This is a genomic window from Bergeyella cardium, assembly GCF_009914665.1.
GTDB lineage: Bacteria > Bacteroidota > Bacteroidia > Flavobacteriales > Weeksellaceae > Bergeyella_A > Bergeyella_A cardium.
Genome location: NZ_CP029149.1, coordinates 1,695,767 through 1,721,377 on the forward strand (window position 1 = coordinate 1,695,767; position 25,611 = coordinate 1,721,377).

At 42.9% G+C, this 25,611-nt stretch carries 22 protein-coding genes; 8 read left to right on the forward strand and 14 right to left on the reverse strand.

Annotated features, from left to right (window positions below):
• The first annotated feature begins 23 nt into the window (after window positions 1-23).
• Both DBX24_RS07780 and DBX24_RS07785 read left to right on the forward strand, forming a co-directional pair.
• Window positions 24-3,716 carry a phosphoribosylformylglycinamidine synthase gene (locus tag DBX24_RS07780; protein ID WP_160224496.1) on the forward strand — a complete coding sequence of 1,231 codons (3,693 nt, stop codon included), beginning with the start codon at window positions 24-26 and terminating at the stop codon, window positions 3,714-3,716.
• A gap of 208 nt (window positions 3,717-3,924) precedes the next feature.
• Complete coding sequence (locus DBX24_RS07785; protein ID WP_160224497.1) at window positions 3,925-5,427, forward strand: GH3 auxin-responsive promoter family protein; 1,503 nt, start codon at window positions 3,925-3,927, stop codon at window positions 5,425-5,427.
• Window positions 5,428-5,469: 42 nt separating this feature from the next.
• Here the strand turns inward: DBX24_RS07785 and upp are convergent, their stop codons facing one another.
• From upp to pdxA, 7 genes are all read right to left on the reverse strand, one after another.
• Complete coding sequence (gene upp, locus DBX24_RS07790) at window positions 5,470-6,120, reverse strand: uracil phosphoribosyltransferase (RefSeq protein ID WP_120489187.1); 651 nt, start codon at window positions 6,118-6,120, stop codon at window positions 5,470-5,472.
• Window positions 6,121-6,197: 77 nt separating this feature from the next.
• Window positions 6,198-7,508, reverse strand: coding sequence for a ribosome biogenesis GTPase Der (gene der / locus DBX24_RS07795; protein WP_160224498.1), 1,311 nt, complete (start codon window positions 7,506-7,508; stop codon window positions 6,198-6,200).
• Window positions 7,509-7,615: 107 nt separating this feature from the next.
• On the reverse strand, window positions 7,616-8,563 hold the full coding sequence (fmt, locus tag DBX24_RS07800; RefSeq protein WP_160224499.1) for a methionyl-tRNA formyltransferase: 948 nt from the start codon (window positions 8,561-8,563) through the stop codon (window positions 7,616-7,618).
• A 198-nt stretch (window positions 8,564-8,761) separates the two neighbouring features.
• Window positions 8,762-9,910, reverse strand: a complete 1,149-nt coding sequence (locus DBX24_RS07805; protein WP_160224500.1) for a T9SS type A sorting domain-containing protein — start codon at window positions 9,908-9,910, stop codon at window positions 8,762-8,764.
• A gap of 3 nt (window positions 9,911-9,913) precedes the next feature.
• Window positions 9,914-11,209, reverse strand: coding sequence for a T9SS type A sorting domain-containing protein (locus DBX24_RS07810; RefSeq protein WP_160224501.1), 1,296 nt, complete (start codon window positions 11,207-11,209; stop codon window positions 9,914-9,916).
• Window positions 11,210-11,341: 132 nt separating this feature from the next.
• Window positions 11,342-11,704 (reverse strand): hypothetical protein, encoded by a 363-nt coding sequence (locus DBX24_RS07815; RefSeq protein WP_160224502.1) that lies wholly within the window; start codon window positions 11,702-11,704, stop codon window positions 11,342-11,344.
• 133 nt (window positions 11,705-11,837) lie between these two features.
• Window positions 11,838-12,914 (reverse strand): 4-hydroxythreonine-4-phosphate dehydrogenase PdxA, encoded by a 1,077-nt coding sequence (gene pdxA, locus DBX24_RS07820; protein ID WP_120489181.1) that lies wholly within the window; start codon window positions 12,912-12,914, stop codon window positions 11,838-11,840.
• A 251-nt stretch (window positions 12,915-13,165) separates the two neighbouring features.
• Between pdxA and DBX24_RS07825 the strand changes: the two genes are divergently transcribed.
• The 3 genes from DBX24_RS07825 to DBX24_RS07835 are packed head-to-tail and all read left to right on the forward strand — an operon-like array spanning window position 13,166 to window position 15,951.
• On the forward strand, window positions 13,166-13,750 hold the full coding sequence (locus tag DBX24_RS07825) for a riboflavin synthase (protein WP_120489180.1): 585 nt from the start codon (window positions 13,166-13,168) through the stop codon (window positions 13,748-13,750).
• 9 nt (window positions 13,751-13,759) lie between these two features.
• A complete protein-coding gene (locus DBX24_RS07830) occupies window positions 13,760-15,214 on the forward strand; it encodes a sensor histidine kinase (RefSeq protein ID WP_160224503.1) in 1,455 nt (484 codons plus the stop codon).
• An 11-nt stretch (window positions 15,215-15,225) separates the two neighbouring features.
• Entirely contained in the window at window positions 15,226-15,951 is a 726-nt protein-coding gene (locus DBX24_RS07835) for a tRNA1(Val) (adenine(37)-N6)-methyltransferase (protein ID WP_185150747.1), read from the forward strand.
• Between the two features lie 257 nt (window positions 15,952-16,208).
• On the opposite strand, the gene DBX24_RS07840 is transcribed toward DBX24_RS07835, so the two are convergent.
• On the reverse strand, window positions 16,209-17,276 hold the full coding sequence (locus DBX24_RS07840) for an RluA family pseudouridine synthase (RefSeq protein WP_160224728.1): 1,068 nt from the start codon (window positions 17,274-17,276) through the stop codon (window positions 16,209-16,211).
• Between the two features lie 108 nt (window positions 17,277-17,384).
• Window positions 17,385-18,464, reverse strand: coding sequence for a PASTA domain-containing protein (locus tag DBX24_RS07845; protein ID WP_120489175.1), 1,080 nt, complete (start codon window positions 18,462-18,464; stop codon window positions 17,385-17,387).
• 117 nt (window positions 18,465-18,581) lie between these two features.
• Between DBX24_RS07845 and DBX24_RS07850 the strand changes: the two genes are divergently transcribed.
• On the forward strand, window positions 18,582-19,562 hold the full coding sequence (locus DBX24_RS07850; protein ID WP_120489174.1) for a D-alanine--D-alanine ligase: 981 nt from the start codon (window positions 18,582-18,584) through the stop codon (window positions 19,560-19,562).
• Window positions 19,563-19,571: 9 nt separating this feature from the next.
• On the forward strand, window positions 19,572-20,030 hold the full coding sequence (gene coaD / locus DBX24_RS07855; RefSeq protein WP_120489173.1) for a pantetheine-phosphate adenylyltransferase: 459 nt from the start codon (window positions 19,572-19,574) through the stop codon (window positions 20,028-20,030).
• Between the two features lie 234 nt (window positions 20,031-20,264).
• On the opposite strand, the gene DBX24_RS07860 is transcribed toward coaD, so the two are convergent.
• The 5 genes from DBX24_RS07860 to holA all read right to left on the reverse strand — a co-directional run bounded on the left by DBX24_RS07860 (window position 20,265) and on the right by holA (window position 24,902).
• Window positions 20,265-21,101, reverse strand: a complete 837-nt coding sequence (locus DBX24_RS07860; RefSeq protein ID WP_160224504.1) for a CvfB family protein — start codon at window positions 21,099-21,101, stop codon at window positions 20,265-20,267.
• A gap of 45 nt (window positions 21,102-21,146) precedes the next feature.
• Complete coding sequence (locus DBX24_RS07865) at window positions 21,147-21,845, reverse strand: SAM-dependent methyltransferase (RefSeq protein ID WP_160224729.1); 699 nt, start codon at window positions 21,843-21,845, stop codon at window positions 21,147-21,149.
• A 39-nt stretch (window positions 21,846-21,884) separates the two neighbouring features.
• On the reverse strand, window positions 21,885-23,315 hold the full coding sequence (locus tag DBX24_RS07870; protein ID WP_160224505.1) for a dicarboxylate/amino acid:cation symporter: 1,431 nt from the start codon (window positions 23,313-23,315) through the stop codon (window positions 21,885-21,887).
• An 81-nt stretch (window positions 23,316-23,396) separates the two neighbouring features.
• Window positions 23,397-23,855 carry a BON domain-containing protein gene (locus tag DBX24_RS07875; protein WP_160224506.1) on the reverse strand — a complete coding sequence of 153 codons (459 nt, stop codon included), beginning with the start codon at window positions 23,853-23,855 and terminating at the stop codon, window positions 23,397-23,399.
• Between the two features lie 12 nt (window positions 23,856-23,867).
• The gene (gene holA, locus DBX24_RS07880) at window positions 23,868-24,902 is read right to left on the reverse strand and encodes a DNA polymerase III subunit delta (protein WP_120489168.1); all 1,035 of its coding nucleotides are present in this window, start codon (window positions 24,900-24,902) and stop codon (window positions 23,868-23,870) included.
• Window positions 24,903-24,908: 6 nt separating this feature from the next.
• On the opposite strand from holA, the gene DBX24_RS07885 reads away from it, so the two are divergent.
• The gene (locus DBX24_RS07885; protein ID WP_120489167.1) at window positions 24,909-25,352 is read left to right on the forward strand and encodes a type I restriction enzyme HsdR N-terminal domain-containing protein; all 444 of its coding nucleotides are present in this window, start codon (window positions 24,909-24,911) and stop codon (window positions 25,350-25,352) included.
• Window positions 25,353-25,611 lie beyond the last annotated feature (259 nt).

Sequence of the window (25,611 nt, forward strand, 5' to 3'; positions counted from 1 at the left end):
AAAAAGCTAAATAAAAATTAAAAATGAATAAACGAATTTTCGTAGAGAAAAAACCGATTTTTGATGTAGAAAGTCCAAAAGTTTTCAATGAAATAAAAGCCATAGTCCCCCACATAGAAGGCGTAAAGGTCTATAATGTCTATGATGTTTTTGGATTGCCCGAGGTGGATTTTCAGAAGATAGCAGGGAGCACTTTCGCAGACCCTGTTACCGATATTTTACATACGACTAACCCCGCTACGGGGCTTTATTTCGCTACAGAATTTCTACCTGGGCAGTACGACCAAAGGGCAGACTCCGCGCAGCAGTGCATCTCCCTCCTCACAGGAGTAGAGGGCGTTACCGTAAGGAGCGGCAAGCTCATCTCACTTGCGGGCATCAGCAATGTTGAGTTTTTGAGCATTAAAAATCTCCTCATCAATAAAGTAGAAAGCCGAGAAAAGGAACTCTCCGTTTTGGAAATCCCCACTCAGGAAAAACCTTCTGCTGTAGCAGTCTTTGAGGGCTTTACCGAGCTCAGTACGGAGGAGCTACAAGCGTTCTACCATCAGCACGGCTTTGCTTTTGGCTTTGATGATTTGCAGTTTATTCAAAACTATTTTAAAACCGAACAAAGACAGCCTACCGAAACCGAACTTAAGGTTTTGGATACCTATTGGAGTGACCATTGTCGCCATACGACCTTTGAAACCGAGCTTATGGACATCGTTTTTAAAGGAGATTTTAAAGAGACACTTGAGAAGATTTTCGCTGATTATTTAGAAAAGAGGAAATTTCTCGGAAGAGAGGCAAAACCTATCTCACTGATGGATTTGGCGACCGTCTGCGCACGATATTTTCATAAAACGGGAAAGCTACAAAACCTCGTAGTTTCAGACGAAATCAATGCCTGCACCATAGAAATAGAAGCGGAGTACGACGGCAAGAAAGAGCCTTGGTATCTCCTCTTCAAGAATGAAACCCACAATCACCCCACTGAGATAGAGCCTTTCGGTGGGGCATCAACTTGTCTTGGTGGAGCTATCAGAGATCCACTCTCTGGGCGAGCATTTGTCTACCAAGCAATGCGGCTTACGGGTGCTGCCGATGTTTTAGAGCCTATTTCATCAACCATTGAAGGAAAATTGCCGCAGAGAACCATCACCAAGCAAGCAGCGAATGGCTACTCATCTTACGGAAATCAAATTGGTCTGGCAACCACGATGGTCAGCGAAATCTATAACGAAGGCTACAAGGCGAAGAGAATGGAAGTAGGATTTGTGGTGGGTGCCGTACCAAAATCTTGGGTAAAGCGTGAGCAACCGCAGGCGAGCAATGTAGTCATTCTCCTTGGTGGAGCTACGGGGCGCGATGGTGTAGGCGGTGCCACTGGTTCATCAAAAGAGCAGGACGAAACCTCAATACACAGCCTCTCCACCGAAGTTCAAAAGGGCAATGCCGTAGAAGAAAGAAAAATTCAACGGCTGTTTAGAAATCCTGAGGTAACGACTCTCATCAAGAAGTCTAATGACTTTGGGGCGGGTGGAGTATCGGTGGCCATTGGCGAAATTGCCGATTCATTAGAAATCAATCTCGATATCCTCCCTCTTAAATATGAGGGGCTTAACGGTACCGAGCTTGCCATCTCCGAATCTCAGGAGCGAATGGCTGTGGTGGTAGATGCAAAGGATAGAGATAAGTTCATCCACCTCTGCGAGAGGGAAAATATTAAAGCGGTGGAAGTTGCCAAAGTAACCGATTCTGGTAGGATGCAAATGTTCTGGAAAGGCGATAAAATCGTTGATTTAAGTCGAGATTTTCTCAATTCCAACGGCTACCCTAAAAAACAATCTGTTGAAGTTTCTCATCTTAATAAAGTTTCTCTTCCTACGAAGGAATTTAATAAAGAAAGCCTCTTAAAAATACTTTCTGATAAGAATGTAGCTTCTCAAAAAGGACTATTAGAGATGTTCGACTCCTCAGTGGGCGCTACTACGGTGGCAATGCCCCTCGGAGGGAAGTACCAGCTCACCGGAATGGAGGGAAGCGTACAAACCTTGCCTGTATTAGGAGCTAAAAGCGTGGAAACCGTATCCCTTGCCTCTTGGGGCTTTGATGCCGAGATTTCTACCCAAAATTCTCTCGTGGGAGCAGCAAATGCAGTGGTAGAATCGGTTGCGAAAATCGTAGCAATGGGAGGGAATTACAAGGATATCCGTCTTAGTTTCCAAGAATATTTTGAAAAGCTGGGGCAAGCTCCTGAGAAGTGGGGCAAGCCTTTGGCATCTCTCCTTGGAGCTTATGATGCGCAGATGAATCTTGAGCTTGCAGCCATCGGAGGGAAAGACTCAATGAGCGGGACTTACCAGAACCTAAATGTACCGCCTACGCTGATTTCCTTTGCCTGCGCCAATGGTGAGAAGAAGAATATCATCTCCCCAGAGCTGAAGAAAGCGGGTAATTATATCTATCATTTCCACCACGAAAATGCAGAAAATGGCTTACCAAATTATGCAGACTTAAAGGCGGTATTTGATTTCGTTTATAAGCAAATCAAAGCGGGGAAAATCGTTTCTGTTAAGACCATTAAAGATGGAGGTATGGCAGTTGCACTCTCTAAAATGTGCTTCGGAAACCACCTCGGCGCAGAAGTAAGCCTTGATGAAAACCTCGTCCTCAAAAAGAATATCGGTGGATTACTCATAGAATCCATTGAAGAGCTGGAAAGCAATTCGCTACTCACACTTATCGGAAAAGTAAGTGAAAATCCAGAGCTCATCATTAATGCCCAAAGCTTCTCATTGGAAGAATTGAAAAAGGCGTACACTTCTACTTTTGAAGGCTTGTTCCCAACCGTAGAGCCTGAGAAAATTGAGATTAATATTGACAAAAAACTCAATTCTATCAACGAGAAAAATATCATCATTAAAAAGCATAATATCGCGAAACCGAGGGTTTTTGCTCCTGTTTTCCCAGGTACCAATTGTGAATACGAAACCCAAAATGCCTTCCGAAAAGAGGGTGCAGAAGTTTCGTCTTTACCATTATTAAACCTCAATCATCAGCTTTTGGAAGAGAGTATAGCGGCTTGGGTGAGGGAAATTAATAATGCTCAAATCCTTGTATTTTCAGGGGGATTCTCTGCGGGGGATGAGCCTGACGGCTCCGCAAAATTCATTGTAAATGTTCTTAAAAACGACAAGATGAAGCAGGCTGTGCATCAGCTTTTGGAGAGAGACGGGATGATATTGGGGATTTGCAATGGCTTTCAAGCGCTTGTAAAATCAGGTTTATTGCCTTATGGAGAGATTAGAGACTTGGATGAGCACTCGCCTACGCTTGCACACAACGCTATCGGCAGGCATATCTCCCAAATGGTAAATATACAGGTGGTTAATGACGATTCTCCTTGGCTTAAAGGGATGAAAGGGCAGACTTACACCATTCCGATTTCCCACGGTGAAGGTCGTTTTATGGCAAGTACGGAAGTTTTGGAGGAATTGTACAAAAATGGTCAAATCGCTACCCAATACATCGACTTTGAAGGCAATATAGCTCACGGAATGCCATATAATCCTAATAATTCAGCCTTTGGAATAGAAGGAATTACCAGCCAGAGCGGTAAAATTTTCGGTAGAATGGGGCATCCAGAGCGTTTTGCGGAAGGATTGCTCAAAAATATCCCTACCGCAAACTATCACAATATCTTCAAAAACGGTGTGGAGTATTTTCAGTAGCACATTGTTTTAATTTATCATTTCAGGTTTCTCTTTTTTCTAAGGGAAACCTGATTTTTGTTAAAGTTTAGTTAAAATACACAAAATTTATTTCTTCTTGCACGGTATTTGTTTCAATGAAGAAAACGGACAAATAAATAATTCTTCATAATACTTTATTTTTATTAAACCTGCATTTCTATAATGCAGGTTTTATTTATTTTTGCTTATGATTAATTTCCTAAAAAAGAAGCTCGCTCTCATTTTTGCCAAAAGAGAAGTTGCAAAATCCGAGCACTTTAAGCATAATGCTGCATCTGATCAGCAAAAACTCCTGCTCTCACTCGTAAGAAACGCCGAGAAAACCCTCTTTGGCAGAGCCTATGGCTTTAGTGAGATTCATTCTGTGGAAGATTTCCAAAAGCGAGTGCCTATAACCAATTACGAAGCCCTTTTACCCTTTATAAAAAAGCTAAAACACGGCGACAGAAACATTCTCTGGACAGATGTACCTGAATATTTCGCAAAAACTTCGGGAACTACCTCTGGCTCAAAGTATATCCCCATCTCCAAAGAAGGAATTAACGACCAAATAAACGCTGCAAGGCTCGCCCTACTCCATTATATCGCGCAGAAAGGTAATGCAAACTTCATCACAGGCAAAATGATCTTTTTACAAGGGAGTCCGCAGCTGAGCGAAGTCGGTGGTATCAAAACAGGGCGGCTTTCGGGCATCGTGGCACACCATATCCCGAAATACTTACAAAAAAATAGGCTCCCAAAATACGAAACCAACTGCATAGAAGACTGGGAGACCAAAGTAGATCAAATTGTGAAGGAGACCGAAACTGAAAATATGACTCTCATTTCGGGTATACCCCCTTGGCTTATAATGTATTTTGAGAAACTTATCGCAAAGAACGGAAAGAAAATAAAAGAACTCTTCCCCAACCTGCAAATCATCGTTACAGGAGGTGTAAATTACGAGCCTTATCGCGAAAAAATGGAGGAGCTCCTCGGTGGAAAGGTCGATATTATCCAAACTTTCCCCGCTTCTGAAGGTTTCTTTGCATTTCAAGATGATTATACGAAGGACGGACTGCTCCTGCTCACCAATCACGGGATTTTTTACGAGTTCATTGCCCTTGAAGACTACGGAAAACCTGATGCAAAGCGCCTCACACTCGCAGAAATCGAGCTTGATAAAGATTATGCGCTTATCATCTCCACCAATTCGGGTCTATGGGCGTATTCTATTGGAGATGTGGTGCGTTTTATCTCAAAAAATCCGTATAAAATCCTTGTTTCTGGGCGCACAAAGCATTATACTTCGGCATTTGGGGAGCATATCATCGCTTTTGAGGCAGAGGAGGCGCTGAAAGCCACTGTAATGGCATTCCCTGCGCAAATTACTGAGTTTCATCTGGCTCCGCAGGTCAATCCTGCGAGTAGCCTTCCGTATCACGAGTGGTTCATTGAGTTTGAAAAGGAACCTGAGAGCTTAGATGCGTTTAAGGCTCAGCTCGATAGGGAGATGCGCAAGCGAAATCCTTATTATGATGACTTAATTTCAGGAAGCGTGCTCCAACCGCTGGTAATTACCCGACTGAAAAAGAATGCTTTTAATGATTATGCAAAGGCAGAGGGCAAATTGGGCGGTCAGAACAAAATCCCACGACTTGCGAATGATAGAAAGATAGCCGATAAGCTTTCCAGTTATGTATTGAAATAACAAAGGTGTGAATTATTTTCACACCTTTCCTTTGTTATAACATTACCGCTGCAGCTTCTCTCCATAAGAAAGGTCTCCCGCATCTCCCAGTCCTGGGGTGATGTATCCTTTCGGTGTGAGGTTTTCGTCTAATGCACCTACCCAGATGTGGGCTTCGGGATAGGCTTTCTGTACGGTTTCAACGCCTATTTTTGATGCAATTGCCGCTACGATGTGGATTTGAGACGGTTTGCCGTTTGTCAGCAGGTCTTTCAATGCTTCTATAAGACTGGCACCTGTTGCGAGCATTGGATCGGCTACGATGAGTGGTCGCCCTTCTATATTTGGACAGGTGAGGTAGTCTTGTTTTATGGAGAAGTAGTCGTTGGCATCGTGTTTTCGGTAAGCGGCTACGAAACCACAGTCTGCCTTATCAAAGTAGTTTAGCACGCCTTGGAAGAGTGGTACACCAGCACGCAAAATTGTGGTAATAACGGGCTGTACAGCGATTTCTCTCACTTTTATTTTGTCGAGAGGAGTTGTGATTTCTATTTCCTTTTGCTCAAGGTGTTTGCTTATTTCAAAAGCTGCAATTTCACCTATTCTTTCGAGGTTTCTGCGGAATTTCATTCGGTCTTGTTGCACCTCTACATTTCGGAGTTCATTAATCCAGGAGTTTACTAATGAGAAATTTTCGGATAAAATAGTGGTCATATATTAATTTTTAGCAAATGTATGAAACTTACAGACAAAGACAGGATTTGATTAATAAAAAGGGGAGCAATCTCCCCCTACTTTTGTCTGAAATATACTTCTATCGGTACGCCTGTAAAGCCGAATTCTTTTCGGAGCTGGTTTTCCGTAAAGCGTTTGTAAGGCTCTTTTATGTACTGCGGAAGGTTGCAGAAGAATACAAACTGTGGCGATGGCGTAGGCAGTTGCACGCAATACTTTATCTTGATGTATTTCCCTTTTATAGCTGGTGGAGGGGTGTTTTCAAAGATAGGGAGCATTATTTCGTTGAGCTTTGAAGTTTTTATTTTCTTCTTTCGGTTTTCATAGACTTCCATTGCGGTATCTACGGCTTTCAGAATTCTTTGCTTGGTAAGTGCAGAGATGAAGAGGATAGGTACATCGGAGAACTGACCTATTTTATGCCTTATACCTGCCTCAAATTCCTTCATCGTATTGGCTTTTTTGTCTTCTACCAAATCCCATTTATTAACGAGGATTACAATGCCCTTTCTGTTGCGCTGCGCAATGCTGAAAATATTCATATCCTGAGATTCCCAGCCGAGAGAAGCATCTACCATAATGATGACTACATCCGAGTTTTCTATAGCACGCACCGAGCGCATTACAGAGTAGAATTCCAAATCCTCAGACACTCGGTTTTTCCTCCGCATACCTGCTGTATCTACTAATACAAACTCGTGCCCGAATTTGTTGTACAGGCTTTGGATGCTGTCGCGAGTAGTCCCCGCAATATGGGTTACGATATTCCTCTCATTATCGAGTAAGGCATTGGTAAGGGTAGATTTCCCTACATTCGGTCGCCCCGCAATGGTTATTTTCGGCAATCCCTCAAAGGGGTCTTTGTATTCCTTAGTGGGGAAGTCCTTTATAATATCATCGAGGAGGTCGCCAGTACCAGAACCCGTAGCAGAGGAGATGGTATAGTAGCCATCTATCCCTAATTGATAAAACTCGGTAGCGGGGAGCTCTTCCTTGCTCGAGTCTACTTTATTTACTACGATATAGACTTTCTTGTTTGCTTTTCTCAGGAGGTGATATATCTCGTGGTCGGTATCCGTGAGCCCTTCCTCTACATTGAGTATAAAGATAACGGAGGTTGCCTCATCTATGGCGAGCTGCACTTGTTTGCGGATTTCCTCTTCGAAGATATCATCCGAGCCTACATCATAGCCGCCAGTATCTATCACGGTAAATTCTACTCCACACCATTCGGATTTCCCATAGTGCCTGTCGCGAGTAACGCCCGCTGTGGAATCTACAATGGCTTCCCGTCTCTCGAGAAGCCTGTTAAAAAGAGTTGACTTACCTACATTCGGTCGGCCAACGATTGCAACGATATTAGACATAAAAATTTTGTTTAATGTGCCAGAGAAGAACCCTCCTCTCTATGGCGATTAATGAGTTACTCGGTCTCTCCGAGCCCAAAAATTTTCGCAAAGATAGTGTTTAATATTTAGCCGAGCTGGATGCCCTCCAATGACTGGAAACCATTGAGAAAATCCTTTATGCTCATCCTTTTCTTCCCCTCGAGCTGCACTTCCTCTGGGCTATAAATGCCGTCCTGAGTAAAAATCCTGAGCTCGCTTTTGCTCAGCTCTATTTTTCCTGCCTCGCGCTTGTGAGGGAGGAGCTCATACTTCCCAGAGAATATTTTAAGCCCCTTGCTCTCGCCATTTATAGAAAGCGTCGTAAAGGCGCAAGGGTAGGGAGACATCCCTCGTATAAAGTTGTGAACCGCTTGAGAGGGCTGCTGCCAGTAGATTCTCGTATCTTCCTTAAATATCTTGAAGGCATTTTTCGGATGCTCCACCTGCGGCTGAGGTCGCTCAGTGATGCACCCCTCAGAGAGCCTATCAAGGGTTTCTACTACCAGCTTGCTCCCGATTTCCATCAGCCTGTCGTGCAAGCTCCCCGCATTTTCATCGTCCCCAATCGCTGTTTTTGCTTGGAGCAATAGATTCCCCTCGTCTATCTTCTCGTTGATGAAAAAAGTCGTTACCCCCGTCTCACTTTCCCCATTGATAATGGCATAATTAATAGGTGCCGCACCCCTGTAATCCGGCAATAATGACGCGTGGAGGTTAAAAGTACCGAGCTTTGGCATCTCCCAGAGGATTTTAGGCATCATTCGGAAGGCTACCACCACAAAAATATCGGCATTCAGCGCTCTGATACTCTCCAAAAACTCATTGTCTCTAAGTTTTTCGGGCTGAAATAGGGGCAGATGATGCTCCACCGCAAATCTCTTTACTGGGGATTGGTTCACTTTCTGTCCGCGTCCGCTTGCCTTATCTGCTACCGTTACCACGCCCACTACTTCGTGTGCCGACTGGTGTATTGCCCTCAGCGATTCCGCTGCAAAGTCTGGCGTTCCAAAAAATACAACTCTCAATGCACTCATTCTAATAAAATTTTCAGGTGCAAAGATAATAAAAGCTGCAAGCAATAAAGTAGGCTTTAAGTGATGGGTGATTTATTATGCTACAGGCATATGGTGCGAGGTATCTAAAAAGTAAAAATGGATAGATAAAAGAAAAAATCCCTCTGCTGAGAGAGGGATTTTTAGGCTAAAAGCCATTAGCCAGAGGCCATCAGCTCATTATTGTTTGATGATTTTTGCTGTGAGGCTCTCGGATGGGGTGTTTATTTTGAGGAAATAAACCCCTTTTGGAAGGGAGGATACATCGCCTTGGTTGCCGAGAATGGTTTTGACTAATTGCCCCGTAGAGGAGTAGATTTCGATGGATTTTAGTCCGTCTACGCCTTGTATCCAGAGGGTATCTTTTACCGGGTTGGAGATTTTGAAGCTGCTTTTGGTCTTCACTTCATCGGACGCCATATAGTCGGAGCAATCGGCACGGTAGTTTGGTTTCAGGTCTACCCATCTTATCTTCCAGTTTTTGTATGGCAGCTCGTTTTTCATTGCCGCATCGGGGTTGTCTACGGCTACGCATTTTACGAGGTTCTTGCTGTCGTGATAGATGCTTATTGCATCTTCATAGGTCTCGGCATTGATATTATTCCCGTTTTTGAGATTCACTACCGAGAGGGAAGTGTAGGCCGCGATAAATGCTTTGAGCTTGCTGAAAGAGCTGAGGTCTAAATAGCCTGCGAGCTTGAAGTCCTGATTGACATAGAGGCGCTCCAAAGCGGGGAGATTGCTTATGCTGAGGCTTTCGAGGTATGGGCATTTGTTGATGAACAGCCATTTGAGATGCTCGAGGTTCTCAAAGAAAGCGGTCTTGAAATGGTTGCCCCTCAGGTGGAGCTCCTGTATTTTGGGGAGTTCCTTTGGATGAACGCTGATTTGGGTAAGCCTGTCCTCGTTGAGCGATAGCTCCAAGAGCTCTGGCAAGCTGTTGAATGTAGCTTCTGTAAGCGTTGCATTATAGTCTATCTGCAGTATTTCCAATTTTGGAAAGTTATTGATGGCTACTTTGGTGAGCTTATTTTTTCTCAGGTGGAGGATTTTCAGATGGGGGAGGTCTCCCAAAGCGAGCTCTCCCGTGAGGTTATTGGCAGGCAAATGCACTTTGGTAATGTGCTTCTTGCCCTCTATCTCTTCTACTGTGATGCCGTGCCAGGACTCTACGGGCTCGTTGGTTGCCCAGTTGGTATGGTCTGCCCAATCATTGCCATTGGTTTGGTTGTAGAAGCTGATGAGTATGTTTCTTTCATTTTCGGGGACATCTTGCGCGCTTAGCGATAGACAGAAAACGAGGCTGAGGATAAAAAATAACTTGTTCATAGCTTATTCTTTGATGATTTTAGAAGTTAATACACCTTTGGTTGTATATATTTTGATGAAATAAAGCCCTTTTGCGAGTGAGGAGACATTGGCTTTGTTGCCGGATATCGTTTTTATCAGCTGCGCATTTGGAGAGTAGATTTCAATGGTCTTAATATCTTCCAAGCCCTGTACCCAGAGTACTTCTTTTACGGGGTTGGTGAGTTTGAAATCTCTCTTTTGTACTTGTACTTCATCGGCATTGAGGGCGTCTTTACAATCTTCTTGGAAGCCGTTTTCTCGGGTGTATCCAGTAGCCCAGATTATATCCCAGTTTTTGGATTTGTAAGGATTATTTCTCGGCGTGGAAGGGTTTCTTGCGGCTTTTGGATCATCTACCGCGATACATTTTACCTTATCACTGATGAGTACGCTGTTTTTGCTCGCCATCCATTTATTATTCCCATTTTTCAGGTTTACTGCTTCCACCTTCGTATGCAAAGCGTGGAAGATTTTCAGCTTTGCAGATTTGCCGAGGTCTATATAACCTTTGAGCTCATTAGACTTGCTTGCGTAGAAGTTAATGAGCTCAGGATGCTCGCCAGTTTCTAATGTTGTAAGCTTTAGATTCTCCTGTATGTCTAAAAATTTTAGTTGGGAAAGACCTCTAATATTAAGTGTAGTGAATGTATTTTTTGCTAAATATAAATGGGTAAGCGTAGTGAAAGGGCTGAGGTCTATACTGCTGATCTGGTTGCCATGCAGGCTTAAGGTTTCCAAAGCCCCGAGGCTGCTCAGCGATACATTGTTTAATTTACAAGAGTACGCCTGTATGTTTTTTAGCTTAGGGAGGTTATTGAGAGAAAGCGTAGCCAGATTAGCGTTGCTGTATACATTAATCTGCTCCAATAGCTGGAAGTTTTCAAGGTGTAATTCTTCCAAATTATTGTCGTCTATCATCAGGTAAGACAGCTTTTCCAATGTTTTATCCAAGCTAATCCCAGATATTTGGTTAGATGAGAGGAAGATTTTCTTCAGTTCTGGGAGGTTGGCAAGGCTAAAGACTCCTGTAAGCTGATTTGAGGTCAGGTTAATGGTTTCTATATGTTTTTCTCCTTTCTCATTTGTTACCACACTAATGCCTTCCCATTCTTCCACTGGGGATACGGAGTTCCATTTTTCTTTTTTTGGCCATTTTTCTCCGTTGTTTTCGTTATAGATTCTCTCTAATTCTGCTCTTTCAGATGCAGGTACATCGCCTCCTTGAGAGAAATACAAAGACGATAATAATATACTGAATAATAAAAATACTTTGTTCATAATAAGTCGTTTTACCAATGGTAATATATGCACTTTGCTTACCATTGAAGTTAATGATAAATTTAAATGATATAATAATATAATGAAGTCTGTGGCTGAGAAGAATTTCAGCCAGCATTAAATAGAAAAAGCCTAAACCTCAGGAGGAGGGTAGGGGATATCATAAAATAGAGAAGTGATAGAATTGTGTTCTTGAGCGTCTGCAATCTTTTTATCTCCCAGAGGGATTTCCCTTTGTATGGATAATGAAATATATTCTGGGGAGATGATATTAAATTCTGGAAATGAAATGGTGGAATTGGTACTTAGCTCCTTGATTTTTGAATTTTTCCTCAGCTCACATTTCCCGTGGCAGTCAGACTTTGGTGTTTTCTTGTTGATACAATGAGTCTCGTAGAAGTTCTTGTTGCAATGGTAATCTACCATAAGAAAACCACTTGGAGTACTCACAAGCAGTATGATGATAGAGAAAGTAAATGTGACCAATGTTTTCACCCTGCAAGTATAATAAGAAATGAAGTGGGAGCTAATGATAAAAATCACCTTTATAGAATGACTGAATAAAATAGATGATGTCTAAATTACCTTAAAAAAAGAAAAGAGAGAGGCTGCTTTCTCTCTCATTCTTTTATGCTTCTGGCAGGTCTTCATCTACGCCATTATCTTTTATGTTGGATTTTTTTAATTGGTTAGCTATCAATTCCTGATATTCCATTCTGTTTTTATAAATCTTTATTGCGGTAAATATGGCTTCCATAAAGCTGTGTTCATCAGCTTTGTTTTGCCCTGCGATGTCGTATGCCGTGCCGTGGTCGGGCGAGGTGCGTACAAATGGAAGCCCAGCCGTATAGTTCACTCCCTCCTCGTAGGCGAGGGTTTTGAAAGGTGCCAGTCCTTGATCGTGATACATTGCGAGTACGGCATCAAACTTTTGATATTTCTCTGGCTGGAAGAAACTGTCGGCAGGGAAAGCTCCAAAGGCGAGAATTCCCTCATTCCAAAGCTGTTTTATAGCAGGGTTAATGATGTCTATCTCCTCTTTGCCTATTGCTCCACCATCGCCAGCATGTGGGTTTAGCCCCAGTATGGCGATTTTAGGTTTCTGAATGCAGAAATCTTCTATCATTGTTTTGTTGAGAAGTCTTACCTGCTCTACAATTTTCTCTTTGGAGATGTTTTGTGCTACTTCCGTAATGGGGATATGGTGGGTAGATACGGCTACTTTTAGTGAGTCGGTTACCAAGAACATCAGTCCTTTTGCTCCGAGTTTTTCTTCGAGGAATCCCGTATGCCCCGCGTGCTTGAAGCCGTATTTTATCATTTCATCTTTATTAATTGGTGCGGTTACCAGTACATCTATTTCACCTTGTTTCAATGCTTCCGTAGCTGCTTCGAGGGAGTCTATTGCCATCTTTGTGGATTCCTCCGTAGGAGTACCCAGCTGTACGCTTACCTCATCTTTCCATAGGTTGACCATATTGAGCTTCCCGTCTTGTGCCTGATTGGCTTTTAAGATGTAATTGAAATTAATATTAATCTTAAAGATATTTTTTTGAGAGGTAAAGAGCTTCCCAGAACCGAAAATAACAGGAGTGAAAAATTCTGTAATACTTTTATCTTTTAGGCATTTCATTATCACTTCTGGACCTATGCCATTAAAGTCGCCAATAGAAATTCCTACTCTTATTTTTTGTGTTTTAGACATTTTTGATATCGTTAAATTTAAAAATAAAACCGCACAAAGATAGGGAATTTTGCAGTAGGCTCTAAGCTGTAGGTGCTTTGGAATACTAATCTCTAATCATTACGCCTGTTAAGGTGCTCTTCATACTAATAAGTATTCCTACGCGAGTGGATACTGCCAATAGCCAAGTAGGTTTTGTTATATTTGTAATCTCAAAATTGAGAAAGAGAGTATAGAGACCGCTCTCGGTAGATTAATTTAATGCTAAAAATATGTTTACAGGAATTATAGAAGCGATGGGAAGGGTAGAGCAGATAGAGAAAAAAGGTACGAATATCAACTTTGTGCTCAGTAGCCCTTTTACGAGTGAATTGAAAATAGACCAAAGCGTGGCACATAATGGCTGCTGCCTCACCATAGTAGATATCGCAGGCGATAGATATACCGTAAATGCCATAGATGAAACCCTTGAGAAAACCAATCTTGGAAGCTGGCAGGTAGGGAGCCTCATCAATCTAGAAAGGTGTATGCAGATGGGAGGCAGGCTAGACGGGCATATCGTGCAGGGGCATATAGACCGCACAGGAGTAGTGGCAGGGATAGAGAATAAAGACGGCAGCTATTTCGTTAGCATCAGCTATGATGAGAGTAGGGAATACACCACCGTAGCCCAAGGTTCTATTACTGTGAATGGCGTTAGCCTCACCGTAGCGCAGAGTGGGAGCCATTCTTTCTCGGTAGCGCTTATCCCTTACACTTGGGAGCATACCAATCTTCATCTTTTGAAAATCGGTGATAGCGTCAATTTGGAGTTTGACATCATCGGGAAGTATGTCGCTAAACTAATCAATAAATAACCTCTCTTTATGTATACCTACAAAGGCCTAAACCTGAGCTTGAGAAATAAAGTCTTCTGGGGCTTTATCTTTATCTGCTTTCTCAGTATGGCGGGGACTACTCTTATTTCTTATTATATATTAAGGAATAATTCTATTCAGCTTAGCCAGACCGACCAGCAGAATAAGGCAGATGCAATGATGGCAGCATTAGATTACTCCATCAGCCACTCCGAAGTGGATACCCGAGACCTGCCCAAAGTTCTGGAAAATGCCATCTATGAGATAGCAGATATCAATAAACACGACCTTATTATCTACGACTTGCAGGGCAATTACCTCCTCTCAAATAAGGAGAAAGATTTAGTACCACAGAAGAAGGTAGATCAGAAGATTATTCATCGGCTGCTCCAAAATCAATACAGAGTAGATGAGCAGTCTTATGATGAGGCGCTTGAAGCCAATCTTTTCTCCTCCTACATCCTCTTAAAAAATAATGTGCTGAAGCCAATTGCCATCGTTTATCTACCGTATTATCATTCAGATTCGGTTTATCTCAGTGTTTTGGAGCGGTATACCAAATATATCATCTTTCTCAACTTTATCGTTATCCTCATCAGTATAGCGGTGAGCTGGGTTATTTCTAATAATGTATCGCAGACCATAAGGAAGTTCTCGGATATGATTGCCAAGATTACCCTCTTTGGTGAGAATATGAACCCCATACGCTATTATCCTAATGATGAGCTAAGCTCCCTCGTTAATTCATACAACAAGATGCTTTTGCAGATACAGTATCAGAAAGACAGGCTCTCCCACACCGCGAAGGAAGGTGCGTGGCGAGAAATGGCAAAGCAGGTAGCCCACGAGGTGAAAAACCCCCTCACCCCAATGAAGCTCAGCATTCAGAATTTTGAGCGAAAGTTTAATCCCGAAGACCCGAAGATTTATGACAGGGTAAAGAACCTCTGCACTACGCTCATCTCACAGATAGACCTTATCACCGCCGTAGCAGATGCTTTCTCTCAGTTTGAAACCTTGCCAGAGAAGAATAATGAAGTCTTCAACCTAAAAGATGAGGTGATGAATATCGTGCAGATTTTCCACGAAGATGATATTAAAATCTCCTCCAACCGTAGCGATATCCTTATCAATATGGATAAGATATACCTGAACAGGATTATCGTGAATCTTATTACCAATGCCAAACAAGCGAAGTCGGACGACAGAGCCCTCCGCATTCATATCAAGATAGAGCAGATTAACCGAAAGGTGAAAATCTCTGTGCAGGACAATGGTATCGGTATAGCAGAGGATATGTACGAGCGAATCTTTGAGCCGAACTTTACCTCCAAAAGCTCTGGGAAAGGTCTGGGGCTAAGTATGGTCAAAAAAATGGTCACCGACTACCAAGGCGAGATCTCCCTCCGATCCGAAATCGGGGTGGGGACGAGTTTCATCATCACCCTCCCAGCAAGCGTTTAATCCCCCTCCCTATGAAGCCTTTCAGATTTCAGCAGTTTGAGATTCAGCAGTCCAAACAAGTCTTCCGAGTGGGTACCGATGGCGTGCTCCTCGGTGCTATGGCAAATGTCTCTGGTCGGGTTTTAGAAGTAGGCACAGGCACGGGGCTCATCTCCCTGATGCTTGCCCAAAGGTTCCCCAAAAGCCTCATCACAGCCATAGATATAGACCCCAATGCTGCCCAGCTCGCTCAAACCAATTTCCAAAACTCGCCCTTTAACGACAGGCTTGGCGTATTGAATATCGATTTTAAAGCCCTAAACCCTCCCTATCCCTTTGATTATATCGTCTCCAATCCACCCTATTTCGAGACCAACGCCTCACAAAAAGATATACTCGCCAGACAAAAACTCGAGCTTGATTTCCCTACCCTCATATCCAAATCCTACGCGCTCCTCTCTCCCAAAGGTGCCCTCATCGTCATCATCCCCTCCACAGAGGCAGAAGGTTTTATACATACCGCCCTCCAGCAAGGTTTTTTCCTGAAACAAATCGTTAATATCTACGGGATTCAAGGCGGAGCCCTCAAACGAAACCTCCTCGAGCTCTCCAAACTCAACCTCCCCACTCAATCCACCAACTTTACAATAGAATCCTCTCCCCGACAATACTCCCCGCAATACCTCTCCCTCACCCAAAACTTCCACCCACTGCGTGGGGAGCACTTAGCCACAGCGTGGCAGGCAATTAGACCGTAGCCGGTGAGGCATCCACTCGCGTGGAGAGCACTCGTTAGCACGAGAGGCACTTAGCCACAGCGTGGCAGGCAATTGTTTTTAAGTGCTCCCCATGCTAGTGAGTAAGTCCCTCAGCTGGAAACTGTGTTCCCCACACTGTGGGTTTCCTGAAAAATCCTTCTCTTAACTATTATGCTGATGGACTTTCGCTATAAAATGAGGCACTCTCAGCATATAAAAAGCCTACTGCTTAGGGCTTAAAGCCTACCGCTGAAAACCTATTGCTGAGCGGAGAGATAGTTTCTCCATTTATCGATGGCGGACTGCATATCGTGGGGCATAGGGCTTTCAAAATACATTTCCTCTTTCGTAGTGGGGTGGATGAAGCCGAGAGTATGCGCGTGGAGAGCGTGCCTTGGGAGGATCTCAAAAACATTTTGTACAAACTGTTTGTACTTCGGGAGGTTGATGCCGCGCAGAATGACATTGCCTTCGTATCGCTCGTCATTGAAGAGGGTATGCCCGATGTGCCTGAAGTGTGCTCTGATTTGGTGGGTGCGCCCCGTTTCTAGTTTGCACTCTACCCAGGTCATATACCGAAAGCGTTCGAGGACTTTGTAGTGGGTTACGGCGTGCTTGCCGTGGCTGCCGTCTTCGTAGACTGCCATTTGCATACGGTTTTTCAGGTGCCTGCCGATGTTCCCACGGATGGTACCTTGGTCATCCTCTAGATTTCCCCAGACGAATGCCCAGTAGAGGCGCTTGGTCTTCCTGTCGAAGAACTGCTTGGCGAGGTGGGAGAGGGCATATTCATTCTTGGCGATGACGAGCAGTCCCGATGTATCTTTATCGATACGATGTACCAGCCCGATGCGGTCTAAGTCGGTCTTCAGCCCATTCTGCTCAAAGTGGTAGGCTACGGCATTTACGAGCGTGCCGTCCCAGTTCCCAAAGCCTGGGTGTACTACCATTCCCGCTTCTTTGTCTATTACCAAAACATCATCATCTTCATAGACGATATTGATGGGGATATTTTGAGGGATGATGACATTCTCCCGCGGAGGGTGAGCCAGCAGTACTGAGATTTCATCGCCTGGTTTTACTCTGTAATTCTGCTTTACGGGTTGCCCATTTACGAGGACATTCCCTGCTCGGCAGGTTTGTGAGATTTTATTTCGTGAGGAGTTTTGCCTGTAGATGAGGAGGAATTTATCTATACGAAGGGGCTCTTGCTTCTTGTCCACCGTGATACTGAGGTGCTCGAAAAGCCCTGAGTTCTCATCGTCTGATGAGGTATCGGTAGTGCTAAAATCCTCTTCAAATAGGTCTTCGTTTGGGTGTTCCATAGGTATTATTAAATAGATTCTCCCGCAGACTTCATCAATTTTGTAGAAATTTAGCTGTTCTTCTTTATTGAAATCTATGGGAGATTGAATGTGCAATGAATTTGTTTTTTACTCTACAACTACCTTTTTTACCTTAGGTTTTTCGTCTTTTGGTTTAGGTTTTTCCTCTGTTTTTTTTGGTTGATTATCCTTTGGTTTGGAGGTTTCGGGTTTATTTTCTTTTTTCGGCTGAGGGTTGTCCTCTTTTTTAGGTTTAGGAGTTTCAGCTTTTGGTTTTTCAGGCTGAGGTTTTATCTTCGGACTGTCTATGGGCTTAGGTGAGCTGAGATGTTCCGTGCCGAAAGCATTGTCGTTAATATAATAACCATCATCTGATGGGATGTTTTCTACCCTCGTCCTGTATATACTGTTTAGTTGAGATATTTTATCTCCCATTTCACTTGGTACTTTCTTGCTTGCCCAGAGGTCTATTTGCATTCCCTGGTCACGAAGAGCGCCTCCCGCTGGGTCTTGGAAGTAGATGATATCTGTTTTATCACCTTTTCCATCCTCGTATTCTACTAGCCCTATTTCAAAGAGGTGTCTGCCGATAATCATTTCTGCTTCTTCTACGGTTAAGCCAATAAGGTTAGGGATAGGCACATTCCTTTTAGGACCTGTACCGATGACTAAATCTATTGGTGTAAATCTCGCTACTTGGTCGCCAGGTTTTAATACTTTACCATCGAGCTGCATACGGATAACGGCATCTCTTTGTATGCTGGGTTCATAAATGGTATCTCCTATTTTTAGTCCTACCTGTTCCAATTGGCGAAAGGCAAGCCCTTTGTATCTGTCTAAAATATCAGGTATGGTAACTTTTGCCCAAGTTTTTGGGTTGATTCTTATTTCAATCTCTCTATTGCTTTTCACACGAGAGCCTGGTGCAGGCCATATTTGGAGTACTTGTAGAGGTTTATACTGTGGCTGAAACTCACCGCTATCTACCTTATATTGTAGCCCAGCATCTTCCAATGTTTTAATTGCATCTGTAATCTGCATATTGATAATGTTGGGTACTGGGATTTCCTGTCCGTGGTTGGTATGATGCTCGAGCCAACGGAAAGTAAAGAATATAAGTCCGATGAAAACTACCATTGCAATAACGATGTTTAGCAATACCTTCCAATTGAAAAATGATTTCAGCATATTCTTCTCAATTATAATGAGGGCAAATATAGAAAATGTTTTTCGCTTTTGATGAAAATGAAGTTCATCGCTTAGTTATTTATTATTTCATTAACTTTGCCTTAAACCTTAATAGAAATGGCTAAAAAAAATGTTGCCGTAGTGATGGGCGGCTATTCTGATGAGTATAAAGTCTCGCTAAGAAGTGGCGAGCTTATCTTTGAATCTCTTGATAGAAATCTCTACAATGTCTTTAAAGTAGTTATCTTGAAAGATGAATGGTATTTCCTTGATGATGATGGTAGTAAATTACCTATTAATAAAGCAGATTTTAGCGTGAGCAGAGGAGAGAAAATCCTCAAATTTGATGTCTGCTTTAATACCATACACGGGAAACCTGGTGAGAATGGTGAGCTTCAAGCCTATTGGGATACCATTGGGCAGAGATATACGGGTTGCAATTTTTACCAGAGCGCTCTTACCTTTAATAAAAAAGATACCCTTGCTGTACTTTCTAAATACGGAATACCCTCAGCAAAGAGCATATACATCAGAAAAGGGGAGAAGGTAGATGCTGAAAAAATAATCTCCGAGCTCAGTCTTCCACTTTTTGTGAAGCCCAACCAGAGTGGTTCATCGCTTGGGATATCAAAAGTGAAAGATATTTCAGACTTTGATAAAGCCCTTGACTTTGCCTTTGCAGAAGATGATGAGGTGCTCATTGAGAGTTTCCTCGATGGAACGGAGGTTTCCGTAGGTGTGATAGACTATAAAGGTAAAACCACAGTATTGGGCATTACCGAAATTGTCCCTAAAAATGAGTTTTTTGATTACGAAGCCAAATACGAAGGTGCTTCTGAAGAGATTACCCCAGCTCGCTTGGATGATGAGACTCGCCAGAAGGTAGAGGATATCGCTAAAAGGGCTTATGAGTCCTTAGGAATGTCGGGCTTCTCTCGTAGTGAATACATCATTATGAACGGGACACCTTATCTTTTGGAGATGAATACCAATCCTGGCTTTTCTCCAGCGAGCATTCTCCCACAGCAGGCAAGGCATTATGGTATGTCCATCACCGACCTCTGTGGAAACGAAGTAGAAAAAGCACTCAACAAATAAAAAAACAAAATGAAAATCGCAGTCTTTCCAGGGTCTTTTGATCCGATTACCTTAGGACATTATGATATTATAGAACGCGCTGTACCCCTTTTCGACAAGCTCATCATCGCTATTGGGCAAAATTCCAAGAAGAACTATATGTTCCCTCTCGAAAAGAGGATAGAATTTATACAAAAATCCGTAGAGCACTTCCCCAATGTGGAGGTAGATTATTATGAAGGGCTTACCGTAGATTACTGTGCTAAAAAAAATGCTCAGTATATCCTTCGTGGGCTCCGAAACCCTGCCGATTTCGAGTTTGAAAAGGCAATTACCCATACCAACCGAACCATTTCCCATAAAAAGCTGGAGACGGTTTTCCTCCTTACTTCCTCTGGGAAGTCGTTTATCAGCAGTAGCATCGTCCGTGAGATTATCGCTCATAATGGAGACTACTCCCTCCTCGTCCCCGAAGCCGTCACACTGTAGCCAGTGAGGCACTTAGTAGGGGAGCTCGTTAGCACGAGGGGAGCTTACATTAAAAATAGAGAAAGGGTCAGAGACCCAAATGATAGGGTTAAAGACCCCGTCGTTGCGGTTAAAAAGGCCGTCGACCTGGTTAGGAACCAGGAAAACGCGGTTAAGAACCTAAAAGTTGATAAAAAATACAGGATTTTTTTATTAAAATGATAATTAGCCAAAAGCCAGTAGCCAAAAGCTACCCTATCTCTTATCATTCACAATGGTAATTTTATCCTCAAAGATTTGTATTTTTTGTTCTTTGTAGAGGCTACCGATGGCTTTTTTGAAATTCTTTTTGCTCATTTGGACTACAGATTTTATTTCCTCGGGGGAAGATTTATCAGAGAGGTGGAGCAGTCCATAGTTCTCTTCGAGCTTTTGGAGGATGTATTCTTTGTAGATTTCTATGTTTTCAAAGCCTTGGGGCTGCAGGCTCACATCTATTTTGCCGTCTTCGCGCAGGGTTTTTATGTAGCCTATAATCTCGGAAAGGGGGTAGAGCGGGGTATAGACTTCTGAGGCATAGACGAGCCCGATGTATTTTTGATTGATGATCACATTCCACCCCAATTCAGATTCGTTCATCACGATGAGAGAGACCTTTTCTCCCTTTTTGAGCGGGAGATGAGAGTAGGAAGGGTTCCGTTTAAACTTGGCAGTGGCGGTGATAAGTCCAGTTGCTTCATCTTCATAGACAAAAACCAGGTAGCGTTTGCCTTCTACCATTTTTCCTTTTTGCTCTTTATAAGGCACAAAAATATCTTTGATAATGCCCCAGTCCAAGAATGCCCCTGAGGGCAGGGTTTGCACGCATTTCATTACGGCAAATTCGCCTACTTCGGCATAGGGTTTCTCGTTGGTGGCTTTTAGAATTCCATCTTCTTGGTAGATGAATACCTCTACTTCATCGCCTTTTTTCCAATGATTTTCTGAGAAGATGTTGGCGATAAATACAGTTTCGTTATTCACATCTGAAAGATAGAAGCCTTGATTTGTTTTTTCGGTAATGGTGAGGGTTTGGGTCTTGCCTGCCTGCATAGTTTGTAGATTAAATTAGGGTTGAAATGAATGAAAATAGAGCACTTATCTCCCGAGAACGAACACAGTGGGGATTTTGTGGAGCTCGGGTTTATGGTTTTTCCAGTCTCTGATGCTTAGGGTTTTAATGAACTCCTCCGCAGGGTGGTTGATGTTCGCCGCTATGCAGAGTTTTGAGCTTGGAGAGAGGTATTTCGTAAGGTCATCAAAAAGTTGATTGTTGCGGTATGGGGTCTCCATAAAGATTTGGGTATAGCCTGTACGCTGTACTTGCTGTTCCAGTTGTTGGATTTTAGCTTTCTTCTGAGATTTATCTATCGGTAGATAACCGTGGAAGGTAAATTCCTGCCCATTAAACCCACTCCCTATCAGTGCTAAGATGATGGATGAAGGTCCATTGACGGGGATAACTTTTATCCCATTTCGGTGTGCCCAGCTTACCATAATATTACCTGGGTCGGCTATGCAGGGGAGTCCAGCTTCGGAGAGTAGCCCAAAGTCTTGTCCTTGTTTCATCAGTTGTTGAGCCTCTTTTAAGTCTTCCGTTTCAGAATATTTATCGAGGAGGAAGAGTTTTAAATCTGCCTGTTTCTTCTCTGGAGCAAAGAATTTGATGACTTTGCGTGCTGTTTTCTCATTTTCCACAAAAAAATAATCGGTTTTCAGGATATATTCCTTAATTATCGGTGCGAAATATGCTTGTGGAGATTCATCAGATAGATAGGCTGGGATAAGGAAAAGCATAGTTGGGTTAGCTTTAGTAGGTTTCAATGGTAATTAATATTATTCTTCTTCAAAGGCTAAGGCTTTGGCATCATCAAACTCGCCTTCCCATTTAGCAATAACCACAGAGGCGAGGCAATTCCCGATAACATTTACAGAGGTACGCCCCATATCCATAAGCTCATCTATTCCTAATATCGCTGCGATAATAAAGGTGGGGAGCCCAAACTGGTCTGCGGTGCTTATCAGGATAATCAGCGATGCTCGTGGAATGGCGGCTACGCCTTTGCTGGTAACGATGAGGGTAAGGCAGATGAGCAACTGCTGCCCAAAAGAGAGGTCTATGCCTGCCGCTTGAGCTACAAAAATAGAGGCGAGGGAGAGGTAGAGCGTAGTGCCATCAAGGTTAAAGCTATACCCCGTAGGTACTACGAAGGAAACAATCTTTCTCGGTACTCCGAAGTTCTCCATATTCTGCATTACAGTAGGCAGAGCAGCATCTGAACTGGTGGTTGCAAAGGCAATAGACACGGGTTCCTTTATCGCTTGGATAAATTTCCTGATCGGAATTTTAAAATAGAGTGCAATGGGCAATAAGATGAGCAGGATAAAGGCAATCAGCGCTGCATAGAGCGTGAAGAGAAGCATAAAAAGGTATTTCAATATATCCACACCCATATGCCCTACGGTATAAGCCATTGCTGCGCCTACGCCCATAGGTGCGAAATACATCACAATGTGGGTATATTTAAACATCGTCTCCGCAAGGCTGTCCATAAAATCTACAATTGGTCTCTTCTTTTCCTCAGGGAGTTTTGCCAATCCTATCCCGAAGATTACGGAGAATACTACGATTTGAAGCACTTGGTTTTCGTACACCGATTTAATGATATTTTCAGGGAATATATCTCTGAAAAAGGATGTAGTTTTATAAATCCACTGGTCATTTTCAGGGATATGCTCTAATGCTTTAAGGTCTTTTTCCTTTGCAGACGAAGCCGATGGTAGCTCGTACTGTGGGATTTTGGAAGCATCTACCCCCGCACCTGCTTGGGAAATATTAATCGCTGCCAAACCTATGAATAGAGCAATGGTAGTAAGGCTGTAGAAATAGACTAATGACTTCCACGCCATACGCCCTACCTGCTTCAGGTCGGAGTGCCCAGCTATTCCATAGACCAAAGTAGCGATTAAGATAGGCCCTACGATGGTTTTAATTACCTTAATAAAGCCTTGGCTTAGTGGCTGAAGGGCTATTGCTATACTGGGTGCATCGCTCCCCACCAGTACTCCGAGGATGATGGATACCATAATCCAAGTTGTGAGGTGCTTCCTGCTAATTCCATAAAGAATAGCTCCTATACCGAGAAATAAATGTGCTGCTTTTAGAATTTCATCAGATATAGGAGAAAGGAAATGAATACCGTGTGCAATAGATGCTGTAATTACCGAGAGAAGAGCAATAAGCCTGAATATTTTAAGGTGTTTCATTCTTTAATTCATTTATTTGAATGAGGGCAAATATATCGCTTTTCAAACCAAGTTACAAAGAAAGGATGTACCTGCATCCTTCTATTGTACGGTATAATTATAGTCTATATCAAGTGTTGGGAGCGAGCGCCTGATGATTTTATCCTGAGTAGAAGATGCTTTACCCGTTAGCGTGAGTTTCCCATCTACTACCTCTACTTGTATAGAGGGGAAGTCCTTTGCGAGGTCTATCACCTTTTGTAAATCTTCTGGGGAGATACTGGTATCCTTTATTAAATCCTCTAATGATGCAGCTTCGTCTTTCACAGTCTGTGTATCTTTAATTTTATTCAGCTTTTGTAGGGCTTCTGCTTTGTCTTTTGAAGTGTCAAAATTCCCTTTTAGGGTAAGTACGCCATCTTTTACTTCCACCGAAGCATTGGGATAGGCAGAGATGATTTGCTCTGCTTGCTGTTGCAGCACTTCATCTGAGTTAGCATCACACCCCACCAGCATTAAAGCGAGAATGGAGATGAGGTTTATTCTTATCAGTCTTTTCATAATTCTATCTTTTTAAACTTTCACTTTTATTTTATCGATGTTAATGATTTTATACACCAGCTCTTTTAGCAGTTCTCCGTCTGAAGTTTGGTTAGCTCCCAAGCCCTTAGACTTCATATCGATTTCCCGTAGGAGGGTGATGATTCTCGTAGCATATTTGAGTGGATAAAGCCCAGCCGAAGCCTGATAATCTTTTACAAAAAATGGATTAATCCCCAGTGCTGTTGCCACAGAGGCTTTGGATTTATCGGCAAGGGTATGATAGATAATCACCTTTGAAAAGAACGAAAAAAGTACGGAAACAATACTGATGATAGGATTTTCTTTCTCATTCTTACCCATAAAGTAGGCGATTTTAAAGGCTTTCGTTACATCTTTCAGGGCAATGGCATTTTGCAGTTCAAAGACATTATACTCTTTGCTAATACCGATATACCGCTCCACTAATTTTTCATCGAGTACCTCCCCATCTTTCAGGATAATTTTTACTTTATTCAGCTCATTGAAGATACGCGAAAGGTCGTTCCCCATATATTCTGCCAGTAGATTGGAGATATTAGGCGCGGTCTTGATGCCCATCTTTTGTAATTCTTGTTGGATGAGTTTTGGGAGCTCATAATCTCTCACCTCTTCAGAGAGGAAGAGGTAGGGTTTCAGTGCGGCGTTGAGCTTTTTTTTCTTGCCATCGAGCTTTTTATTTTTGTGTGCAAATACCAGCACCGTACTGGGGATGGGGTTCTGAGCGTACTGTATCAGCGCTTCGGTTTCAGTTTCAGTGAGGCGTAGGTCTTGGGCTTCTTTTACGATAATAACTTGCCTTTCGCCCATCATTGGGAACTGCCGAGCCAGCGAAAGCACCTCTGGATACGAGGTATCTTTTCCATAAACTACCGTTTGGTTGAAGTCCCGCTCATCTTCCGAGAGCACTTCATCCTCTATCACCTTTACCAGCTGGTCTATAAAATAAGGCTCTGCACCGTGGAGGAAATAAATCGGCAGTATTTCTTTATTTTTGATATTTTTGACGAGTGATTCTAATTCTTTCATAATCGTATGGAGCTTCCTGTGCTTAATTTCAAAACGAAATTTGATTTCCAGATTAAACGAGACAAAGATAAGTTTTTTATTTATGATGTAGTCCGCAAGGCGTGGCTCCTGCTTACCCCAGAGGAATGGGTGCGCCAGCACTGGGTACATTTCTTCATCACTGAGAAAAAATACAGCCCCTCTGCTCTTATCACCGAAAAAAAGGTGGAAGTCAATGGTACTCCCAAGCGAATCGACCTGCTGATTACCGAGAAAACCCTCCCCAAAATCCTGATAGAATGCAAAGCTCCCCACATCAAGCTGAGCGAAAAAACCTTTGAGCAAGTCGCAAGGTATAATTCCACTATCGGTGCCGAGCAGATTATCCTCAGCAATGGTCTCCACCATATCTCTGCCCAGTACGATAGCCATACCCAGCAGTACACGATAGGCAAGCAGGCTTTTGGCTGATGGCTAATAGCTATTAGCCAGAAGCTATCAGCTATTAGCCAGAAGCTGATAAGTACCCCGACGGGGCAATTTAGGTAGTAAACTATGCCGTCGGGGCGTGCCGACAGGACTTTTTGGCACAAAACTATGCCGTCGTCATATGACGATAGGATTTTTTGGCAGAAGATTATACCGTCGGGGCGTGCCGACAGGACTTTTTGGCACAAAACTATACCGTCGTCATATGACGACAGAATAATTGCCTACCACACTGTGGCTA